We start from the raw sequence: 18361 nt of genomic DNA, 5'->3' as shown, positions 1-18361 counted from the left end.
CCGAGGGCCTCTTTTTCCATTTTATGCATGTGCTAATTGTTTAATCTCAAGCTTGATCGTAGTTAAATATGTAAGCTCCGGTGTAGCGAACATTTCTGCCAGCTGCCGGAGGCGCATATAGATCGTTCGTAAAATGACGCAATCCATCTGTGTAATCAGGCAGCGATTCGCGATAAAGTCGTGCATGCTCACTTTAATGAGATCGTCGCTTGCCCGCAGATCGGCTATTTTTTGTTTCGTTGGATGGCCGCAATTCACGACATATTTGGTTTGTTCCAAAGCGGTTTGAAACAATTCGACGCATCTTCTTGATATGTGGACATGTCTTTTGGCCCCAAAGGCATCCGTGACCGTAAGTAGTTGCTTTTTTGCGTCTAAGGCGCTCTTTTTCAAATAAACAATTTCATGAGCCTCAATGCCCTCGGCGAGCAGGCGGATAATAATGGCGTCTTGCGGATTTGGACAACCAGCTTCAATCTGTTCGATTTTCTCAAGTGTAAGAATACGAAATCAACTTCCCTTCCCAATTCAAAATGATTTTCTGTAAAAGTTTCATGCGGCTTTCAGTATGAAGCAACTATATAAACTATGCAGAGAAGGGCGAGGTTTATGCCAAATTACAAAAATAATAAATATTCTGAAAATAAGCAGGGAATCTCAGATCCATGAAGAATTGGGATGATAACTTTACGATCGATATTGCGAGGGGGCATCGTGGTGAATGAAGAGGCGAATTTGAAAAAAGTATTAGGGTTAAAAGATGCGATTGGCATTGCAATTGGTCAAATTATTGGAGCAGGCATCATGTCCATTACAGGGATCGCCATTGGCTTAACCGGAACTGGGGTTCCGCTCGCATTCCTGCTTTCCTCGATTTTTATGCTCGTCATAACGATCCCTCTTGCGGTGCTAGGCTCTGTGCTTCCAACGACAGGGGGCATGTACACATACACAAGTCGGCTGCTGTCTCCGAACGCGGGGTTTGTTTATCTGCTCTTATTCACGTTCGGTCATTTGACCATAGCGGTGTATGCCATTTCTTTCGCGCAATATTTACAGGGGCTTGTGCCTGAAGCTCCCATTATGCTGATTGCGTTCGTCATGCTCACATTTTTCTATTTGATTAATCTATTTGGCGTGAAATTCATGTCATCTTTGGGTAAAATGTTGGTCGTGATTAAACTGATATCTCTGCTTGTCTTTATCGCTTGGGGAGTTACAGAGGTGGATTACGCAGTTTTTCAACCTGCTGAGATGATGCCTCATGGGTGGACGGGCTTACTTACGGCTGTAGGAATGACTTCCTTCGCTTCCGGCGGGGCATATGCGGTTGTTGAGCTGGGAGGGGAGATGAAACGTCCTCATCGAGATATTCCGCTTGCGATCCTGATTAGCAGTGGTATCGTCGCGTTGCTGTATATCGGCATTGGCATTGTAGCGACTGGCGTTTTGCCGGTTAGTGAGATTGCTGGGGAATCACTTACAGATGTTGCAAGGACCATTTTGCCGAATCCGTTGTTTTTGTTCTTTATTGTTGGGGGAGCGATGTTCGCATTAGCCTCAACGCTGAACGTGACGTTCTCCTGGGTGACGAGGGGGATGCTCGTTGCATGCCGGGATGGTTGGCTGCCAGCTGCCTTTGGCGCTGTCAATCGCAGATTCGGCACACCGCACTGGCTGCTGACGTTTTACTACATTCTCGGAGTCGTGCCGATTGTGACGGGCGTATCTTTAACGACGATTTCCCAGTTAGGTGTCGGCATCCTGCTTTTTTCCAGCATTTTCCCCGTACTCTCGGCAGTACAGCTTCCGCGCAAGTACCCTGAGCTTTATCGTAAAGCGCCATTCACCATGAAACCTGCCCTTCTGTATATGGTGGTCTCCGTTGCCGTCATTTTGTTGGTCTATCAAGGTTATTTATTGCTCAGCCGGTTATCGGCGCCTTTAATCGTTGGAAACATGGTGCTGTTCATAGCTTTCATCGTATATGTAAAGATTGTAGGGAGACGAAAGTTCAACCCTACGAATGGCAAGCATGCTGTGGGAGATAGATCCGAGATTCATTTGTCGCAATAATGGATTTTAACTCTTTCGTAAACTCTCTGCACGCGATGGACTGATGCCGATTTTTTAATCTAATGGAACAGAAGGACACATCCATGTCCTCTCCGGTAATTTCTAAGGCAACTATGCTGCCGGTGAGAATATAGGGGTCATATTTTAAGCCGAGCTCTGTATAAAAGCCAATTGCAATGCCTTCGGCGATTACACGCTTTGCCGCTTCCGAATTGCCCAACTTGAATAAAATATTCGGTTCCCCGTGCTTTTTGAGCTTCTCAATCAAATAATCGGAGTTTAAAAGGATCGGTTGCTTCGCAAGTTCCTCAATTGAGATGCTTGTCCGCTCAGAAAAGGGCGAATTTTTGCCTACACAGGCCATAACGCGGTTATCCATTAACTTTTCTACGGTTAACTGTTTATTGGTCTCTTCGTATTGCCTTGAAACAGCGATTAAGCCCATATCGACGTTACCGGAGAGCACCTCTTGCTTGATCTGCTGATAGTCAAGCTCCAGCATTTCCAACTCTAATCCAGGGTGTTTTTCTTTGAAAATCGCTAGTGCTGGGGGGAGTACGCTTAGGCACAGGCTTGGTACGGAAGCAATGGAGAGGAGCCCGGTAAGCTCTTTGGCATGATGGCCGACGGATTCCCGGAGTTCCTCTACTTTACTAATAATTTCTTCAGCTTTACTTATAATCAGTTTGCCATCATCAGTCGGTACGGCACCAAAACGCGATCGATTAAAAAGCTTGACACCAAGCTCTTCCTCTAGCGAGACGATCGCTTGGGAGATGTTCGGTTGGGAAACGTGCAGTTTTTCGGCTGCCAAGGAAATAGATCCTGTTTGGTTGATCTCAATCAAATACAATAGTTGTTCGATCCGCATACTTCACCCTGCCCCTGATGGATATATTGGTGTAAATATATCCCATACGGCAAAGGAAGACAATGATAATGAAGGCCTATTTTAATTAGGAAGTTGCAGTCGCTTCAGCGTTCAGTTTGTTGTTCTCGCGATTTTGCGCGTTAAAAACGAACCGGGAAAGCACTACGCTGATTTCATATAAAGCAAACAATGGTAAGGCGACCATCAAGTGGGAGATGAGATCAGGCGGTGAAATAAGGCTTGCTGTGATGACGAGCACAAGATAGGCGTATCTGCGAAATTTGTGCAGCAGCTTCGGATTCAAAAGCTTGATACGCGTCAGAAACATGACGACGATAGGCAATTCGAAGGCGATGGATAAAGGCAGCACGATGTTGAGCATGAAGCTGAAATATTGAGCAACGCCGTAGGTTTGGGTCAATCCAAGATTTTCCGTGATGCGAATCGTGAAAGTCATGCACATGGGGAAGACGACAAAGTAGGCAAAGGAAAGTCCAATCATAAAGCAAAGGAATGTATAAGGAATATAGCGGAGTGTGGCGCTTTGTTCTTCTTTGGTAAGACCTGCCTTCACGAAGCCCCATACCTGGAAAAGAATAAAAGGCAATGTGATCGTAAGCGAAATCACGAAAGCAATCATCATATAGATGCGAATGCCATCCATAGGGGAGAACACGTGCCAGCTCATGCTAGATGCCGGGGGAGTTTCTTTGAAGTATAGAAGAATTTTCTGGGCAGCGAAAAATCCGCCAATCATCGTTAGAACAAGAACGATCAAGACCCGAATAATGCGGGTTCGGAGCTCGGATAAATGGTCCACCAGTGACATCATTTCTTTTAATTGCATAGAAGGCACCTCCAAGTCTCTGTTTGCCTTACGAACCTGCCAGCATGCGTTTGAGCTCGACGGTGTGGAAACCGTTCGTCATTTTTATATGTATATCCATAATCATTTCAATATCTTCGAATGAATATTTGCGGACGCCCCCTTTGCTTCTCTCCGGAAAGATAAGTTTCCGATCTTCGTAGTAGCGAATTTGCCTTTCCGATAACCCGGTCAATTCACTGACCACACCGATTTGGATCACTTTCTTTTGTGTCATCTTCGTCATCATCGTTATCCAACCTCCGTTTATGTTAGTTAAATTAACATGTAAGTGACGTAAACATAAGTAAACTCTATCATTTCGGTAAAATTAGATCAAATAACCCATTTTTATCTTGGTATAAGTTTAAATTATGTAATGTAATCTGACACAAACTAATGACGAAACCATTTTTCGTTTGATATGTTTAATGTGCGGTTTATCCAAACATGAACGAGGAGATGGGAGCATGGAGAAGACACCGATTAAAGAAGATCAAATTACACGCAGACAATTTTTGACTACTGTCGGAAAAGTAGGAGGGTCAGCCGCACTTTTTAGTGTTATGGGAACGTTAGGATTGTTATCCCCAGAGACAATGAAAGCGGCCGACTATACGCCTCCTTCAGGCTGGGATCTCACCTCAACGAATCGCAATGGCAAGAAAGTTATCATTTTAGGCGGAGGGATTGCCGGTTTAACTGCTGCCTATGAACTTGGAAACGCGGGGTATCAATGTACCATTTTAGAAGCTAGAGCTCGAGTGGGTGGCAGGGCATGGTCGGTTCGCAGAGGAACGACGGTTACGGAAATAGGAGGAAGCAAACAAGTCGCACGCTTTGATAATGGCATGTATTTTAACGCCGGACCGATGAGGATCCCGCAGTTTCACGTGACTTTGGACTATGCACGCAAATTTGGTGTTGCGATCGAGCCATTTAACAATGTGAACGAAAGCGGCTACTACTATAACGAAAATGTCGGCGAACTGTCAGGCGTGAAAATTCCGAAGCGCCAAGCGAAAGCGGACGTTAGAGGCTATGTGGCTGAAATGTTGGCAAAAGCAGTGAATCAAAAAGCGCTGGATCTCCCCCTAACAACGGAAGAAAAAGCGAAGCTCGTCGCGTATTTGAAATCCGAAGGAGATTTGAATGCGGATCTGTTCTACAAAGGTTCGGAACGGGCTGGATACACGGAGGAGCCAGGCGGTAAATTCGACTCTGGCGTCCGCAAAGATCCATTCAGCTTAAAAGCTATCATTAATTCCGGTTTTGGACAATTTTTTAGCAGTGAATATTCCTATGATCAGCAAATGATGATGTTCCACCCGGTTGGCGGGATGGATATGATCGCGAAAGCTTTTGAGAAGCGTGTCGGCGATAAAATTGAGTTTCATTCCGAAGTTCAAGAAATTAAACAATCTTCGGAAGGCGTGCGCATTCTGTATAAAGATTTGAACACGGGCGCAAGCAAAGAAGTTTCAGGCGACTTCTGTATCTGCACCATTCCGCTCCCTGTTCTTAAAGATATTAAGGCTGATTTCTCCGCCGAAATGTCAACGGCTATCTCCAAGATCGCTTACGCCTCCGCGGGCAAAATCGGTCTTCAGTTCAAGCGCCGCTTCTGGGAGGAAGATGAGTTTATCTACGGCGGAAGCACGCTCACGAATATGGATATTTCCAGCATCTATTACCCGCCTACAGATTATTTTGCCAAAAAAGGGCTTCTGCTCGGGTACTACGCCTTCGGCGGAAATGCGGATAAACTCGGCAAAATGACGCCGGCCCAGCGCGAAGACTACGCGTTAAGCCAAGGCGCCAAAATTCATCCGCAGTATCATAAAGAGTTCGAAGCTTCGTTCTCCATCGATTGGAAGAAGATCAAGTACAACCTTGGCGGATGGGCTTCGTATACAGCGGATGACCGTAAAAACTATTACCCGACCTTATGCAAGCCGGATGGCCGTATTTATTTGGCTGGGGAGCATATCAGCTACATTACCGCTTGGCAGGCAGGTGCTATTGAGTCTGCAAGAAAAGTGGTCACCGAGATTCATGAGCGCGTCATGAAAGAGTAGACAAAGAGGAGCGATGAACGATGATCTTAACTAAAAAAGTGAAAACAATAGCAGCTGCCACCATAGGTTCATGCCTCATTTGTGTTAGCGCTTATGCTGCGGGAACTGAAAAGACGAACAAATATGCATCAGAGCCCATTAATGAAGTCGAGTTCTATGGCAACCCTTCCTCCTCGATTGCTGCAGGCGTATCCGTCCCTTCGGGATCCTCTTATTTGTTCACAAGCGGAACTGTGCCGCCCGTCATTAATAAAGAAGGCAAAACGGTTTATGAGCGCTATGGGGATACGAAGACGCAAGGAATCGGTATTCTGAAGGAAATCGAAAAACAATTAAAGGAGAAAGGCTTGACGCTTGCCGATGTCGCTTATCTTCGTGTGTATGTAACGGCGGATGCAGCCAAAGACAATAAGTTCGACTTTCAAGGGTGGTTTGATGCCTATGCACAATTTTTTGGAACGGAAGCGAACCCCGTTAAACCGGCGCGTTCCACGGTGGGTGTAGCAGGTCTCGTCAGCTCTGACTGGTTGATTGAAATCGAAGCTGTGGCGGTATATCCGAAGCATCATAACCAAGACTAATGAAACGGAGTTGATGATCTTATGCTGCAAAATATTGGTTTTCCAGGTCTCATGTTAATCTTAGTGGTTGTTCTGGTGCTGTTTGGTCCATCCAAGCTTCCGGAGCTGGGTCGCGCTGTAGGCCGCACGCTGCACGAATTCAAGAGCTCAGCCAGGGAACTTGTTTCCGATGGCAAAGAATCGGCTGACCATATTGAGCCGGATGATAAACGTCTTGACAAGGCGAAAGCTTAATTGGATGGTCGAATGACCGAAACCTGTACCTTTGATTCTCGTTATTACGGTCAATTTGTATAACTCCAATGTGAATAATGATCGAAAAGAGAGGAAGCCCCGGTGTGGGGCTTCTTTTTGTTTGAATGGGAACTACAGGGCGTTATTTTATTGAAATCAAATCAATCAGCGTGGGAGAGGCAACTATGGTCCGCTGTTTTGCTGTTCTGGGCGGAATATTGCTCTGTTTGGTAAAATAAGAGCCTATAGTTCCTCTTCGGTGCTCAAACTTCCTACTTTTGCCTAAATAGCGTAATGCAGTTCCCTTAAAGTGAGAGGGGATTAAAACGTCGGGGTTATGGGCATGCATGAGAATGAATGCTCTCGCTTCAATGCTTTTGCATATCGACATTGTGAGATTAGTGTGGGATTATGTAGGATAGTGATTGGGAGATGAGGAGGCGGCGATGAGTACTGTACGTGGAGTCGCACTTGTGACAGGCGCATCCAGCGGATTCGGCTTATTGACGTCAATTGCGCTGGCTGGCCGAGGGTATCGAGTGATCGCAACGATGCGCGATTTGAGTAGAAGCGAGTCACTGCTTCTGCAAGCTGAGAGAGCAGGTTTAAGATCAGCTATTGATACCATGGTCCTAGATGTAACGATTCAGACATCGATTGAGACGGCTGTTTCTGATATCATGAAGAAGTATGGACGAATCGATGTGCTCGTTAACAATGCCGGCTTTGCTGTTGGCGGCTATGTGGAAGATGTCCCGATGGAAGCTTGGAGATCCCAGCTGGAAACGAATGTGTTCGGCGTCATAGCGACCACAAAGGCGGTTTTACCTTACATGCGCGCCAGTCAGTCGGGGTGCATCGTCAATGTGAGCAGTGTGAGCGGGTTGTCCGCCTTTCCGGGCTATGCGCCATACAGCACGTCCAAGTTCGCGATTGAGGGCTTTAGCGAATCCCTGCGCTTGGAAATGATGCCTTTCGGCGTTCGCGTTGTTCTTGTAGAGCCGGGAGCCTACCGAACGGAAATATGGCGCAAAGGCTTTGAGGCTATACATACGACGGAAGCTTCGCCATACTGGCAGCGGCTCGGCAGCGTGCTGGCGTATTCGCGGAAAGTGTCCATGACCGCACCCGATCCGCAGGATGTCGCAGACACGATCGCGCGGCTGGTGGACAAGCGAGGGCCTAAGCTCCGGTATCCGCTTGGTCGCGGCGTGAAGATGGGGCTGTGGGCGAGAAGTCTTTTGCCATGGAAATGGTATGAAGGCTTATTGAATCGATTGTTGAAATGACAGGGAGTCCAAGAAAGTAGAAACCGAGGAGTGAAATGAATGTCTCGCAAGTGGGAACGAATGGTTAGTAAAAATGCTAAGAAAATAAATAAGGATAGGTCTAAAAGAGGGATTGCCCCTATTTCTACCGACCCTGACCGGGCTGAAGTATTTAAGGGCAGAAGCATTATGTTAGCGTTGTTTTTCGTTCTGATTTCCGTCTTTCTATTGTTGACCTTGACCAAAACGAGCGGGGACACGATGTATTGGTATACAACCTTAGCCTACATGGTGGTAGGGTTGTTCGTTTACTTCATTCGCCGGCCTTATTTGAAAGTGAGCAAAACGAGTCTGTCGAAGCGCGGCTTTGCCAGAGAGCTGGTGCTGAATGCGGACAACATTAATGAAATCGTGTATGCACCGGGACAAGTCGTCATTCATTTAAAAGGGAAGTCACCGCGTTGGGTGTACAACAGAACGTTGAACCGTTTTGACGTAGTCGCTATGGCGGGCAAATTGAAAAAGTTTGCTGAGCAGAATCAAGTTGCTTTTGTTGATAAAACCGTGTAGGTGTGCACGGGGCTGTCTTAGTAGGTCTGTGAGACCTTCTGGGGCGGCTTTTTTTTGTTTACCGTGTAGATGAGAGAACAAGAGGCAACAAAATGGCGCTATTTCAGAGAAATTAGCCCTTTGAGCCAGGGTTAATCATATTTATCCTCGTCAACTCGGAGGACATTATCCATGATCAACTCGGCTTCTGTCTCGAAGTTGAGGTGGAGCGGCGCGGGGAGGATGTCCAGGATGTCCTGCACCATCTCTAAATTTATCAGATCGTCGATAGATTGCGGCCGTGGCTCTAATGTTTGGACCCATTCACGGAAAGCATCGATGAATAGGTAAAAAGAGGATTGGAATTGGTCCGCGACCGCTTCCTCCTCATCGTTTCGCGAAGCTGACATGGCGTTCCAGTTGTCGATGGTCGTTTGCAGGGCTTGTTTAACGTTTGGATTCATGTGATCTCCTTTGATAACACGTTAATTTTGCTGCGCGTGCGGCGCAAGGCATGCAACGATATTTTACATCGTTGCGGAGTGCGGCAGCGGATCGTGCGCGCAGGAAACGATGTTTCTCATCGTTACAGATGAGAAACAGGCTATTCCGCGTGCGGCGCAAGGCATGCAGCGATATTTTACATCGTTGCGGAGTGCGGCAGCGGATCGTGCGCGCAGGAAACGATGTTTCTCATCATTACAGAGGAGAAACAGGCGGTTCCGCGAGCGGCGCAAGGCATGCAGCGATATTTTACATCGTTGCGGAGTGCGGCAGCGAATCGTGCGCGCAGGAAACGATGTTTCTCATCGTTACAGAGGAGAAACAGGCGGTTCCGCGTGCGGCGCAAGGCATGCAACGATATTTTACATCGTTGCGGAGTGCGGCAGCGGATCGTGCGCGCAGGAAACGATGTTTCTCATCGTTACAGAGGAGAAACAGGCGGTTCCGCGTGCGGCGCAAGGCATGCAGCGATATTTTACATCGTTGCAGAGTGCGGCAGCGGATCGTGCGCGCAGGAAACGATGTTTCTCATCGTTACAGATGTCTCAAGCCAAAGCTTGCGTAGACGAGCGAATGAGCAGCTCCGATGGCAAAATCATCTTCCGATTCTCTTGCGTCAAATCTCCTTCAATACGCTCGATCAGCAGCTGCATGCCCAGCGCGCCGAACTGGTAGGCGGGCTGCGAGGCCACGGTTAAAAAAGGATTTATCGAGTCAGCGTGGCCAAAATCGTCGAAGCAGACGACCGACAAATCGCCGGGAACCTGCAAGCCGCGCTTTCTCAAGGCTTGAATCACGCCGACAGCGAGCATGTTGTTGGCGGCAAAAATGGCCGTAGGCGGATCCTCATGATGGATGAGCTCATCTAATGCCGATTCATCATGAAAATCCCGATAGTTGAAATGGGCCACTAGCGAATCCTCTACAGTCAGACCGTTCAACAGATGCGCTTCGCGATAACCTGTATACCGTAAACGGGCCGTAGAGACGTCAGGTGAACCGTTAATCATGGCAATCCGGCGGTGCCCAAGCGCTATTAAGTGCTCCACAAGCTTTCTTGCGCCCTCCTTGCTATCTCCAAGCACAACATCGGCTTCGATGCCGGGAATTTCGCGATCAAGCACAACGAATGGAATGTTGTGCTTTTGAAGCTGCTGCAGGTTCTCGAACGAACGATCCCCAGTAGGCGCGAACAGGACGCCATCCACACGAGTCGACAACATCATATCGACATAGTCTTTCTCCTTCGCATAATCCTCGTCGCTATTGGCGAACAGCAACCGGTAGCCGGCCCGTAATGCGGCGTCTTCAGCACCTCGCGCAATCGTTGTATAGAACGGATTCGTAATATCCGTAATGAGCAGTGAAAGTATTTTCGTTTTTTGTAAAACGAGACTGCGAGCCATAGAGTTTGGAATATAGTGGAGCTCTTCCATGACTTTTTTTACACGCTTGCGCGTGGCCTCGCTGATTCGGCCTGTGTTATTGATAACCCGGGAAACGGTCATGGCCGAAACACCGGATTTTTCAGCGATATCATAAATTGTAATCAAGCAGCGTCACCTTTTTCAATTGATCAAAACGTATAAGTCATATACTTTTGCTTGGCATCTGCAAAGATAAACATGCACGCCCGGTTAGGGCGACAGGGGGATTTGTCCTGGTCTCCTGCTTATTTGTCTTTTTGCTGATGCTATTTGTCTATTGTATAGAAATTAAAGATTGACAGCAAGGCTTAAAGTTGATAATTTTGAGTTATCGATAACACACATTTTTGGAGGAGGACTTGAATATGCTAAAAGGAATACCTTCCATCTTGTCGCCGGAGCTTTTGAAGGTGCTGATGGAGATGGGGCATGGCGATGAGATTGTTTTGGCGGACGGAAATTTTCCGGCAGCAAGTCATACGAATCGTCTGCTTCGATGTGATGGCCATGGCGTACCGGAATTATTGGAAGCGGTTTTATCGTTGTTCCCATTGGATACTTACAGTGAACAACCGGTAGCTTTAATGGCCGTGGTCCCGGGCGATAAGGTGGAAACACCAATCTGGGACACGTATGAATCTATCATACTGAAGCATACGAAACCGGAGATTGAGTATGTGGAACGCTTTGCTTTTTATGAAAGAGCAAAGAAAGCTTATGCCATTGTGGCAACGAGCGAAAAGGCTCTCTACGCCAATGTGATTTTGAAAAAAGGGGTCATTAGCTCGTGATTTGAATTATCGATAACTCTAAATAAGTCGAAGAATGACAGCATAAATTGCAGTAACCAAAACCTGAGGAGGAACAGACAAATGGCAAACAGTACATACAGATGGAACCAAGAATTTCCTAAGATCGGGATCAGACCAACGATTGACGGCAGAAGAAAAGGGGTTCGTGAATCACTAGAAGAGCAAACGATGAACATGGCGAAAGCCGTTGCCGCACTATTGAGCGAAACATTGAAATACCCAAATGGCGAGCCTGTTGAGTGTGTCATTGCGGACACATGTATCGGAGGCGTGGCTGAAGCGGCGGCGGCAGCAAACAAATTCTCTAAATCCGGTGTCGGCGTATCCATCACTGTTACTCCTTGTTGGTGTTACGGAACAGAAACGATGGATATGGATCCGTCTACACCGAAGGCGATTTGGGGCTTTAACGGGACGGAGCGTCCTGGTGCGGTTTATTTGGCAGCGGTATTGTCCGGTCATGCGCAAAAAGGAATTCCTGCATTCGGCATTTACGGCAAGGATGTGCAGGATGCCGGTACAACGGATATTCCGCAAGATGTTCAGGAGAAGTTGATCCGTTTCTCTAAGGCAGGTCTTGCTGCCGCTTATATGAAAGGCAAATCGTATTTGGCGATTGGCTCGGTTTCCATGGGAATTGCAGGTTCGATTGTGAACGAGGAGCTGTTCCAGAACTACCTGGGCATGCGCAACGAATATGTAGACATGTCTGAGCTGGTTCGCCGCATTGACGAGGAAATTTTCGATCCGGAAGAGTACCAATTGGCGCTGAACTGGGTGAAAGAGAACTGTGCCGAAGGGCCGGACAAAAATCCACCCGAGATCCAAACAACACGCGAAAGAAAAGATCGAGATTGGGAGATTGTGGTGAAAATGTCCTTGATTGTCAGGGATTTGATGGTGGGGAATCCGCGTCTGGCCGATCTTGAGTTTGGAGAAGAAGCGCTTGGTCACAACGCAATCCTTTCCGGTTTCCAAGGGCAGCGCCACTGGACGGATCACTTCCCGAACGGCGACTTCATGGAAGCTATCTTGAATACATCCTTTGATTGGAACGGCAAGCGTGCGCCTTATTTGGTTGCTACTGAAAACGACAGCCTCAATGGGGTTGCGATGCTTTTCGGTAACCTGTTGACGAACACGGCACAAATTTTTGCAGATGTAAGAACATATTGGAGTCCTGATGCCGTTAAACGGGTAACGGGGCACACATTAAGCGGTGCAGCGAAAGACGGTATTCTTCACTTAATCAACTCAGGTCCGGCAGCACTCGACGGTACGGGTGAGCAGTCGCGTGACGGTCAGCCTGTTATGAAGCCTTATTGGGAAATCACCGATGAAGAAGTGAGCAAATGTCTGAAAGCGACATCTTGGCGCCCGGCTTCCGTCGAATATTTCCGCGGGGGCGGATACTCGTCAGACTTCTTGACCAGAGGCGGTATGCCAGTAACGATGTCGCGGATTAACCTTGTGAAGGGCTTAGGACCTGTGCTGCAATTGGCGGAAGGCTACTCGGTGGATCTGCCTGAGGATGTTCATAAGACTTTAGATGATCGCACGGATTCAACATGGCCGACAACTTGGTTTGCTCCTATTTTGACAGGTGAAGGGTCATTTACGGATGTGTATTCTGTTATGGATAACTGGGGTTCGAACCACGGCTCGATCAGCTACGGTCATATCGGAGCAGATTTGATCACATTGGCTGCGATCCTAAGAATTCCGGTTTCCATGCATAACGTGGCAAAAGAGCACATTTTCAGACCGCGTGTCTGGAGCAATTTCGGAACGTCCGATCCTGAGGGCGCGGATTTCAGAGCTTGCAGCTCCTTCGGTCCTTTATACAAGTAACAGGAATTGAGGTGGCGCCTGTGAGCACGAACTCTTTGAATATGTTGGCCGTCGATTTCGGGGCTAGCAGCGGTAGAACGATGCTGGGGCGATGGAATGGCTCAAAGCTTTCTATTGAAGAAATTCATCGTTTTGCCAATGAGCCTGTTGAACTAAGCGGTAGACTATATTGGGACTTTCTAAGGCTTTTTCATGAGCTGAAAAAAGGAATTCATGCTTTTAAGCAGCACTCAACCGGCAGTCCGGCCTCAATTGCCGTAGATACGTGGGGTGTGGATTACGGCTTCGTGGACGGCAAGGGAAAACTGCTTGCTAATCCTTATCATTACAGGGAAGCTCGCAATGCACAGGCCATGGATGCTATGCTGCAGCATACAACTCAACAAGATCTATACAGCAGGTCAGGTATTCAGCCCTTATCTTTTAATACGATTTTTCAGCTTTATGCCGAAAAAAATGAGCAAGGATTATCACTGCCTGAGGATGTTCGTCTACTGCTGATGCCGGATTTATTCCGTTTCTATTTATCCGGCATCCGCTCTACGGAATACACGATCGCCAGCACAACTGGGCTGCTCGATTCGGCAGTAAGGGACTGGGATAGGGGCTTGCTGCACAAGCTCGGTATCCCGGCCGCACTGTTCACAGATATTGTGATGCCTGGAACGATCGAAGGCAATCTGCGCAAAGAAATCGCAGAGGAGCTTCAAATCGGCGGTATGTCCGTCGTGGCGACAGCTTCCCATGACACGGCTTCTGCGGTTGTTTCTATTCCTTCGCTAGAGAAGGATTATGCATTCATTTCTTGCGGTACTTGGTCGCTGATGGGTGTTGAAATCGATCAACCGATTTTGACCGAAGAAAGTCTTCGCTATGGGTTTACGAATGAAGGTGGAGCTGAGCACAAAATTCGTACGCTGAAAAACATCATGGGTCTTTGGCTGCTCCAGGAATGCAAAAGACAATGGGAGCTGGAGGGAGAATCCCTAGGCTTCGCCCACATGCAGGAGATGGCGAAGGCGGAGCCCGGGCTGCAAAGCTATGTGGACGCGCAGGACCCTGCCTTTCTGACTCCGGGCAATATGCCCGAGCGCATCCGTCGCTATTGCGTGCAAACGGGGCAATCCGTGCCCCAAACAAAAGCGGAGCTCATCCGCTGCGTAGTGGACAGTTTGGCGATGAAATTCAAGCAAACACTGGATGAAATCGAAGAGCTGCTGGGCAAAAGGCTGCAAACGATTCATATGGTGGGCGGCGGGATTCAAAACCAGCTGCTTTGCCAGCTCACCGCGAATGCGACCGGGCGTCCGGTCATTGCGGGTCCTGTCGAAGCGACAGCCATCGGCAATATGATGATGCAGGTTAAAGCGCATGGCGAGGTACAGTCGCTGGATCAAATTCGTCAAGCCGTTCGTGATTCCTTTCCTCCAGACCACTATGAGTCCAAGGATGAGTCCCGGTGGCAGGAGGCTTACCGAATTTATTTACAAGTGATTGCCAAGAAATCTGTAAGGAGCTGAGGACACCGGTGTCTGAACAACATATAAGAGAAGAATTAACGAAATATGCCCGTAAAAGCGTAGCCAAAGGCCTCGTCGTAGGTCCAGGCGGCAATATCAGCGCAAGATTTGAGGATACGATGTACCTTTCCCCGAGCGGTTTTGCTTTAGAGGATATTGAGCCGGAGCAGTGGGTGCCGGTTGATATTCCTTCGGGAACCATTTTGGATAAAACATATCGTCCTTCGTCTGAAGTACTTATGCATCTGTTCTGCTATCGCGTGAACCCGAACATGACGGCCATCGTGCATACGCACCCGGCCTACTGCATTGCTTTAACGCTCGTTGACGATGAGCTGCCGATGCTGTTCCCGGACCAAGCTGCGCTTGTCGGCGATGTAGCCTTCGTACCGTATGTCGTGCCGACTACCGATAAGCTTGCTAATCTCGTAGCGGAGAAAGCGGATCGCTACAGCTCGATTTTGCTGAAAAATCACGGACTCGTCACCACCGGCAAAAACTTGCGCGAAGCCTACTACCGCACCGAAGTGATGGAAGAAAGCGCGAAGATTTACCTGATCGCCAAATCCGTAGGCACACCTAGAAGGCTGACTGAGGAAGAATACAAGGAAATACAAGGCTTGGAAAGCGAAGCTTACCGCGTCAATTTATTGCAGCAAATGAAATAATGAACTGTGCGCTAAACCCGTTCTCATCGTAAATCGATGGGGGCGGGTTTTATTTGGGTTTGGGGCAAGCGGCGCTTAAACGTACGGGTCTAATCCCATATATCCGACACGATTATCGTAATAAAACACATAGGAAAGCCATCTGTTGTACAATAAAATGAAGAAGATGCTTGAAAAGAATGCCGAGGTGGCCCATGGTTAATATTTTAGTCGTCGATGATGAGCCGATGATTTGCAAAGGTGTAGCAACCATTTTGAAACAGTCCAAGCTGGATATCGGCGAAGTTTTTATTGCATACAACGGTTTCGAAGCGCTGGATTTTATCCATCTGGAGAAAATTGATCTTGTGTTTACCGATATTCAAATGGAAAAGATGAACGGTATTGAATTAATAGAAAACATCTTTATGGAAGATCCGTCGATTCCGATTGTTATTTTGTCCGCGCATGGCGAGTTTGAATATGCCCAAAAAGCGATCCGTTTTGGAGCCAAAGAATATTTGGTCAAGCCGATTACACCGCCTCACCTCATAGCCATTACAGCTAAGCTGCTCAAGGAAAAAGAGGAACGGCAGCAGCATTTTTCAAATTGGGAAGGCAAACGAACATTGGCGGAAATTACTTCGCTGGAATTGAACTATTATTTGAGCGAGATCGTCACGGGTACCGTTCATGAATCTGAAGTTCCTGACATTATGGAGAAGATTGGAAATCGTTTGTCGGGTACCCAATACAGCATGTTGGTGATCAAGTTATTTTTAGGCCGTGGCGGTATCCGTGATGAGGAAATTACGACAATGAAGGACCGCAGCCTCTTGAAATATGCCGCTTTGAATATTATCGAGGAAACTGCGAGCCAGTGGAACCATCTTGTTTTTAATACTCATAATTCAACCTTTTCTCTGTTAATGCAAATTCCCGAGGAAGAGAAGCGAGGCACGCTCCGTATTAATCAGATGCTGATGGTAGCGCAGATGATACATGCGAATTTGCAGAAATACGTCAATGTCAAATGCCAAATCGGCATCAGTCGCATTCGAGAAGGCATCACCCAGTGGCCTGTCATTTATAAAGAAGCGATGGAGAGCTTAACTTGGGGGGAAACGCAGAAAGATCACTATATGTTCTACATCGAGGACATCGGCAAGACGATCATAGCGCAGAATTTAACGAATACGCAGGTTGACGAAGCAAATAATCGCATTGTTTTTGATACGAAAACGTATATTGAAGGCCATTTTTGCGACAAAGGACTGAAGCTGCAGGACATCGCAGATAGTGTGCATTTGAGCCCGAATTATTTGAGTTATTTGTTTAAAAGAGTGATGGGCTTGGGCATTTGGGATTATGTGACCCAGCTGCGTATGGAAAAAGGGAAACAGCTTATCCTCACGACCGACAAACGCCGATACGAGATTTCGGAGGAAATCGGGTATGAATCGCCGGAGCATTTTAGCAAAATATTTAAGAAGCATTTCGGGATAAATATTTCGGAGATCAAACAGACGGGACCGTAATATGCGACATGATTAGCGTAACAAGGCACATCGCTAGGACGCAGGAGTACCCCTTATAATCGAAATTGTAGCAGCAAACGTAAAATCACCTGATTTGAAAGGGGAACCAACTATGAGAGGTAAAAAGACATCCGCAATCAGTGCAATAGCACTGACTGTCCTTCTGGCAGGATGTGGTACACAATCCGCTACAACGAACGCGCCAAGCGCCAGCCCGGCCGCAACGGGTGCAAGCAGTGCGCAGACAACGCCGGCTGCCAAAAAGGTGACCATTACCGCCCAAGGCTTCAAGCCGGACCAAAAAGAAAAGAACGATCAGCTTGATCAGCGGATCGCCCGTTTTAAAGCGAAAAACCCGAACGTTGAATTTAAGAAAGACGATTGGCAGTACAATCCGCTGGAAATCGGCATCAAAATGGCTTCCAACAGCGCGCCGACCGAGTATACGACGTATGCAACGGAAGGCAAGGTGCTTGTTGACAAGAAATGGGTAGCGGACATTACTGATTCGATGAATGCTTGGGAACATGCGAAAGATATGAATGATCTTCTCTCCAAACCGTTCGTTGTGAATGGAAAAACGTATGGCGTACCGATTGACGGATACGTCATGACCATTACGCTCAACAAGAAGCTGTTTAAAGAAAAAGGCGTAGAACTGCCGCCGATGGACTGGACATGGGACGATCTGCTTGCAGCTGCGAGAAAAATCAATGATCCGGCTAAAGGCATCGCAGGTTTTATCCCCATGGGGAAAGGTCCTGAAGCGGGCTGGAACTGGACGAATTTCCTCTATGCAGCTGGCGGGGATGTACAGAAGCTCGATGGCGGCAAAGTCGTTGGCATATTTAATTCCGACGCGGGTTTGAAAGCGCTTGAATTTTACAAAAAGCTGAAAGATGAGAACTTGATTCCACAAAACTGGGCACTCGGTTACGGTGATGCATTAAGCGCATTCTCTCAAGGACGCGGCGCGATGGTCATGTGCGGTAGCGGCAACGCAGCGGATGCTGCTATCAATGAAGGCGGTATCTCCAAAGAGGATATGGTTGTGTATCCGATGCCGGCTATGACCAAAGGCGGCAAGCATACGGGCGTTCTTGGCGGCAATTATCGCGTCATCAATCCGAAGAGCGACAAAGACCAACAGGCTGTAGCCTTCAAATGGATTACGGATGAATACTTTACGGACGATTTCTTGAACTCCACGAAAAAAGAGATCGAAGACCGTAAAACGAAAAATCGTGTCTATATTCCACAGCCGATCAATTACTGGAAAGATTCCTCTGACTTTGGCAAAAAGTACACCGACTTACTCGCTAAATATGATAACGTCTTCAAATACGATCCGCAGCTGCTCAGCCTCTGGGACGGCAAGCCGGAAGCACAGTATGAAGCGCAGAAGTATTATACAGAGATGGCCAATGTGATCCAAAAAGTGTTCACAACCAAAGACGTAGATCTGAAAAAGACCTTAACGGATGCCTCAAACAAAGTGCAATCGGAAGTTTTTGATAAAGTAAAAGTCGAATAGTGACCG

19 protein-coding genes are annotated in these 18361 nt (G+C 47.5%); 13 read left to right on the top strand and 6 right to left on the bottom strand.

The window, feature by feature from the left end:
- Nucleotides 1-21: 21 nt before the first annotated feature.
- Nucleotides 22-294, bottom strand: coding sequence for a hypothetical protein (locus tag J2Z65_RS03890; RefSeq protein WP_167063244.1), 273 nt, complete (start codon nt 292-294; stop codon nt 22-24).
- 423 nt (nt 295-717) lie between these two features.
- Here J2Z65_RS03890 and J2Z65_RS03885 point away from each other — a divergent pair, with 423 nt between their 5' ends.
- A complete protein-coding gene (locus tag J2Z65_RS03885; RefSeq protein WP_167063247.1) occupies nt 718-2076 on the top strand; it encodes an amino acid permease in 1359 nt (452 codons plus the stop codon).
- Here the strand turns inward: J2Z65_RS03885 and J2Z65_RS03880 are convergent.
- The 3 genes from J2Z65_RS03880 to J2Z65_RS03870 all read right to left on the bottom strand — a co-directional run bounded on the left by J2Z65_RS03880 (nt 2021) and on the right by J2Z65_RS03870 (nt 4059).
- On the bottom strand, nt 2021-2947 hold the full coding sequence (locus J2Z65_RS03880) for a LysR family transcriptional regulator (RefSeq protein ID WP_167063250.1): 927 nt from the start codon (nt 2945-2947) through the stop codon (nt 2021-2023). The two genes, J2Z65_RS03885 and J2Z65_RS03880, sit on opposite strands and share 56 nt — an antisense overlap.
- An 85-nt stretch (nt 2948-3032) precedes the next feature.
- Nucleotides 3033-3794, bottom strand: coding sequence for a twin-arginine translocase subunit TatC (gene tatC / locus J2Z65_RS03875; protein WP_167063253.1), 762 nt, complete (start codon nt 3792-3794; stop codon nt 3033-3035).
- Between the two features lie 28 nt (nt 3795-3822).
- A complete protein-coding gene (locus J2Z65_RS03870; protein ID WP_167064274.1) occupies nt 3823-4059 on the bottom strand; it encodes a MerR family transcriptional regulator in 237 nt (78 codons plus the stop codon).
- Between the two features lie 223 nt (nt 4060-4282).
- Between J2Z65_RS03870 and J2Z65_RS03865 the strand changes: the two genes are divergently transcribed.
- From J2Z65_RS03865 to J2Z65_RS03845, 5 genes are all read left to right on the top strand, one after another.
- Nucleotides 4283-5890, top strand: a complete 1608-nt coding sequence (locus J2Z65_RS03865; protein WP_167063256.1) for a flavin monoamine oxidase family protein — start codon at nt 4283-4285, stop codon at nt 5888-5890.
- Nucleotides 5891-5910: 20 nt separating this feature from the next.
- Nucleotides 5911-6471: a RidA family protein gene (locus J2Z65_RS03860; RefSeq protein WP_167063259.1), complete on the top strand. Its 561-nt coding sequence runs from the start codon at nt 5911-5913 to the stop codon at nt 6469-6471.
- Nucleotides 6472-6492: 21 nt separating this feature from the next.
- Nucleotides 6493-6705: a twin-arginine translocase TatA/TatE family subunit gene (gene tatA / locus J2Z65_RS03855; protein ID WP_167063262.1), complete on the top strand. Its 213-nt coding sequence runs from the start codon at nt 6493-6495 to the stop codon at nt 6703-6705.
- A gap of 446 nt (nt 6706-7151) precedes the next feature.
- Nucleotides 7152-7994, top strand: a complete 843-nt coding sequence (locus J2Z65_RS03850) for an SDR family oxidoreductase (RefSeq protein WP_167063264.1) — start codon at nt 7152-7154, stop codon at nt 7992-7994.
- Between the two features lie 39 nt (nt 7995-8033).
- Nucleotides 8034-8543 carry a hypothetical protein gene (locus J2Z65_RS03845; RefSeq protein WP_167063267.1) on the top strand — a complete coding sequence of 170 codons (510 nt, stop codon included), beginning with the start codon at nt 8034-8036 and terminating at the stop codon, nt 8541-8543.
- A 131-nt stretch (nt 8544-8674) separates the two neighbouring features.
- Here J2Z65_RS03845 and J2Z65_RS03840 read toward each other — a convergent pair whose 3' ends face one another.
- Complete coding sequence (locus tag J2Z65_RS03840; protein ID WP_167063270.1) at nt 8675-8986, bottom strand: hypothetical protein; 312 nt, start codon at nt 8984-8986, stop codon at nt 8675-8677.
- 50 nt (nt 8987-9036) lie between these two features.
- Here J2Z65_RS03840 and J2Z65_RS03835 point away from each other — a divergent pair, with 50 nt between their 5' ends.
- Nucleotides 9037-9591, top strand: coding sequence for a hypothetical protein (locus J2Z65_RS03835; protein ID WP_209855729.1), 555 nt, complete (start codon nt 9037-9039; stop codon nt 9589-9591).
- Here J2Z65_RS03835 and J2Z65_RS03830 read toward each other — a convergent pair.
- On the bottom strand, nt 9572-10579 hold the full coding sequence (locus J2Z65_RS03830; RefSeq protein ID WP_167063273.1) for a LacI family DNA-binding transcriptional regulator: 1008 nt from the start codon (nt 10577-10579) through the stop codon (nt 9572-9574). The two genes, J2Z65_RS03835 and J2Z65_RS03830, sit on opposite strands and share 20 nt — an antisense overlap.
- Nucleotides 10580-10818: 239 nt before the next feature.
- Here J2Z65_RS03830 and fucU point away from each other — a divergent pair, with 239 nt between their 5' ends.
- From fucU to J2Z65_RS03800, 6 genes are all read left to right on the top strand, one after another.
- The gene (gene fucU, locus J2Z65_RS03825; RefSeq protein WP_167063276.1) at nt 10819-11244 is read left to right on the top strand and encodes an L-fucose mutarotase; all 426 of its coding nucleotides are present in this window, start codon (nt 10819-10821) and stop codon (nt 11242-11244) included.
- Between the two features lie 81 nt (nt 11245-11325).
- Complete coding sequence (locus J2Z65_RS03820) at nt 11326-13116, top strand: L-fucose isomerase (protein ID WP_167063279.1); 1791 nt, start codon at nt 11326-11328, stop codon at nt 13114-13116.
- A 20-nt stretch (nt 13117-13136) separates the two neighbouring features.
- The gene (locus tag J2Z65_RS03815) at nt 13137-14636 is read left to right on the top strand and encodes a rhamnulokinase (protein WP_342357334.1); all 1500 of its coding nucleotides are present in this window, start codon (nt 13137-13139) and stop codon (nt 14634-14636) included.
- An 8-nt stretch (nt 14637-14644) separates the two neighbouring features.
- Entirely contained in the window at nt 14645-15304 is a 660-nt protein-coding gene (locus tag J2Z65_RS03810) for a class II aldolase/adducin family protein (RefSeq protein WP_167063282.1), read from the top strand.
- A 194-nt stretch (nt 15305-15498) separates the two neighbouring features.
- A complete protein-coding gene (locus tag J2Z65_RS03805) occupies nt 15499-16821 on the top strand; it encodes a response regulator (protein WP_167063285.1) in 1323 nt (440 codons plus the stop codon).
- A gap of 112 nt (nt 16822-16933) precedes the next feature.
- Nucleotides 16934-18355, top strand: a complete 1422-nt coding sequence (locus J2Z65_RS03800) for an ABC transporter substrate-binding protein (RefSeq protein WP_167063288.1) — start codon at nt 16934-16936, stop codon at nt 18353-18355.
- Nucleotides 18356-18361 lie beyond the last annotated feature (6 nt).

The sequence above is a fragment of the Paenibacillus aceris genome (genome assembly GCF_017874035.1).
GTDB lineage: Bacteria > Bacillota > Bacilli > Paenibacillales > NBRC-103111 > Paenibacillus_E > Paenibacillus_E aceris.
This window is presented reverse-complemented; position numbering and strand designations above follow the sequence as displayed.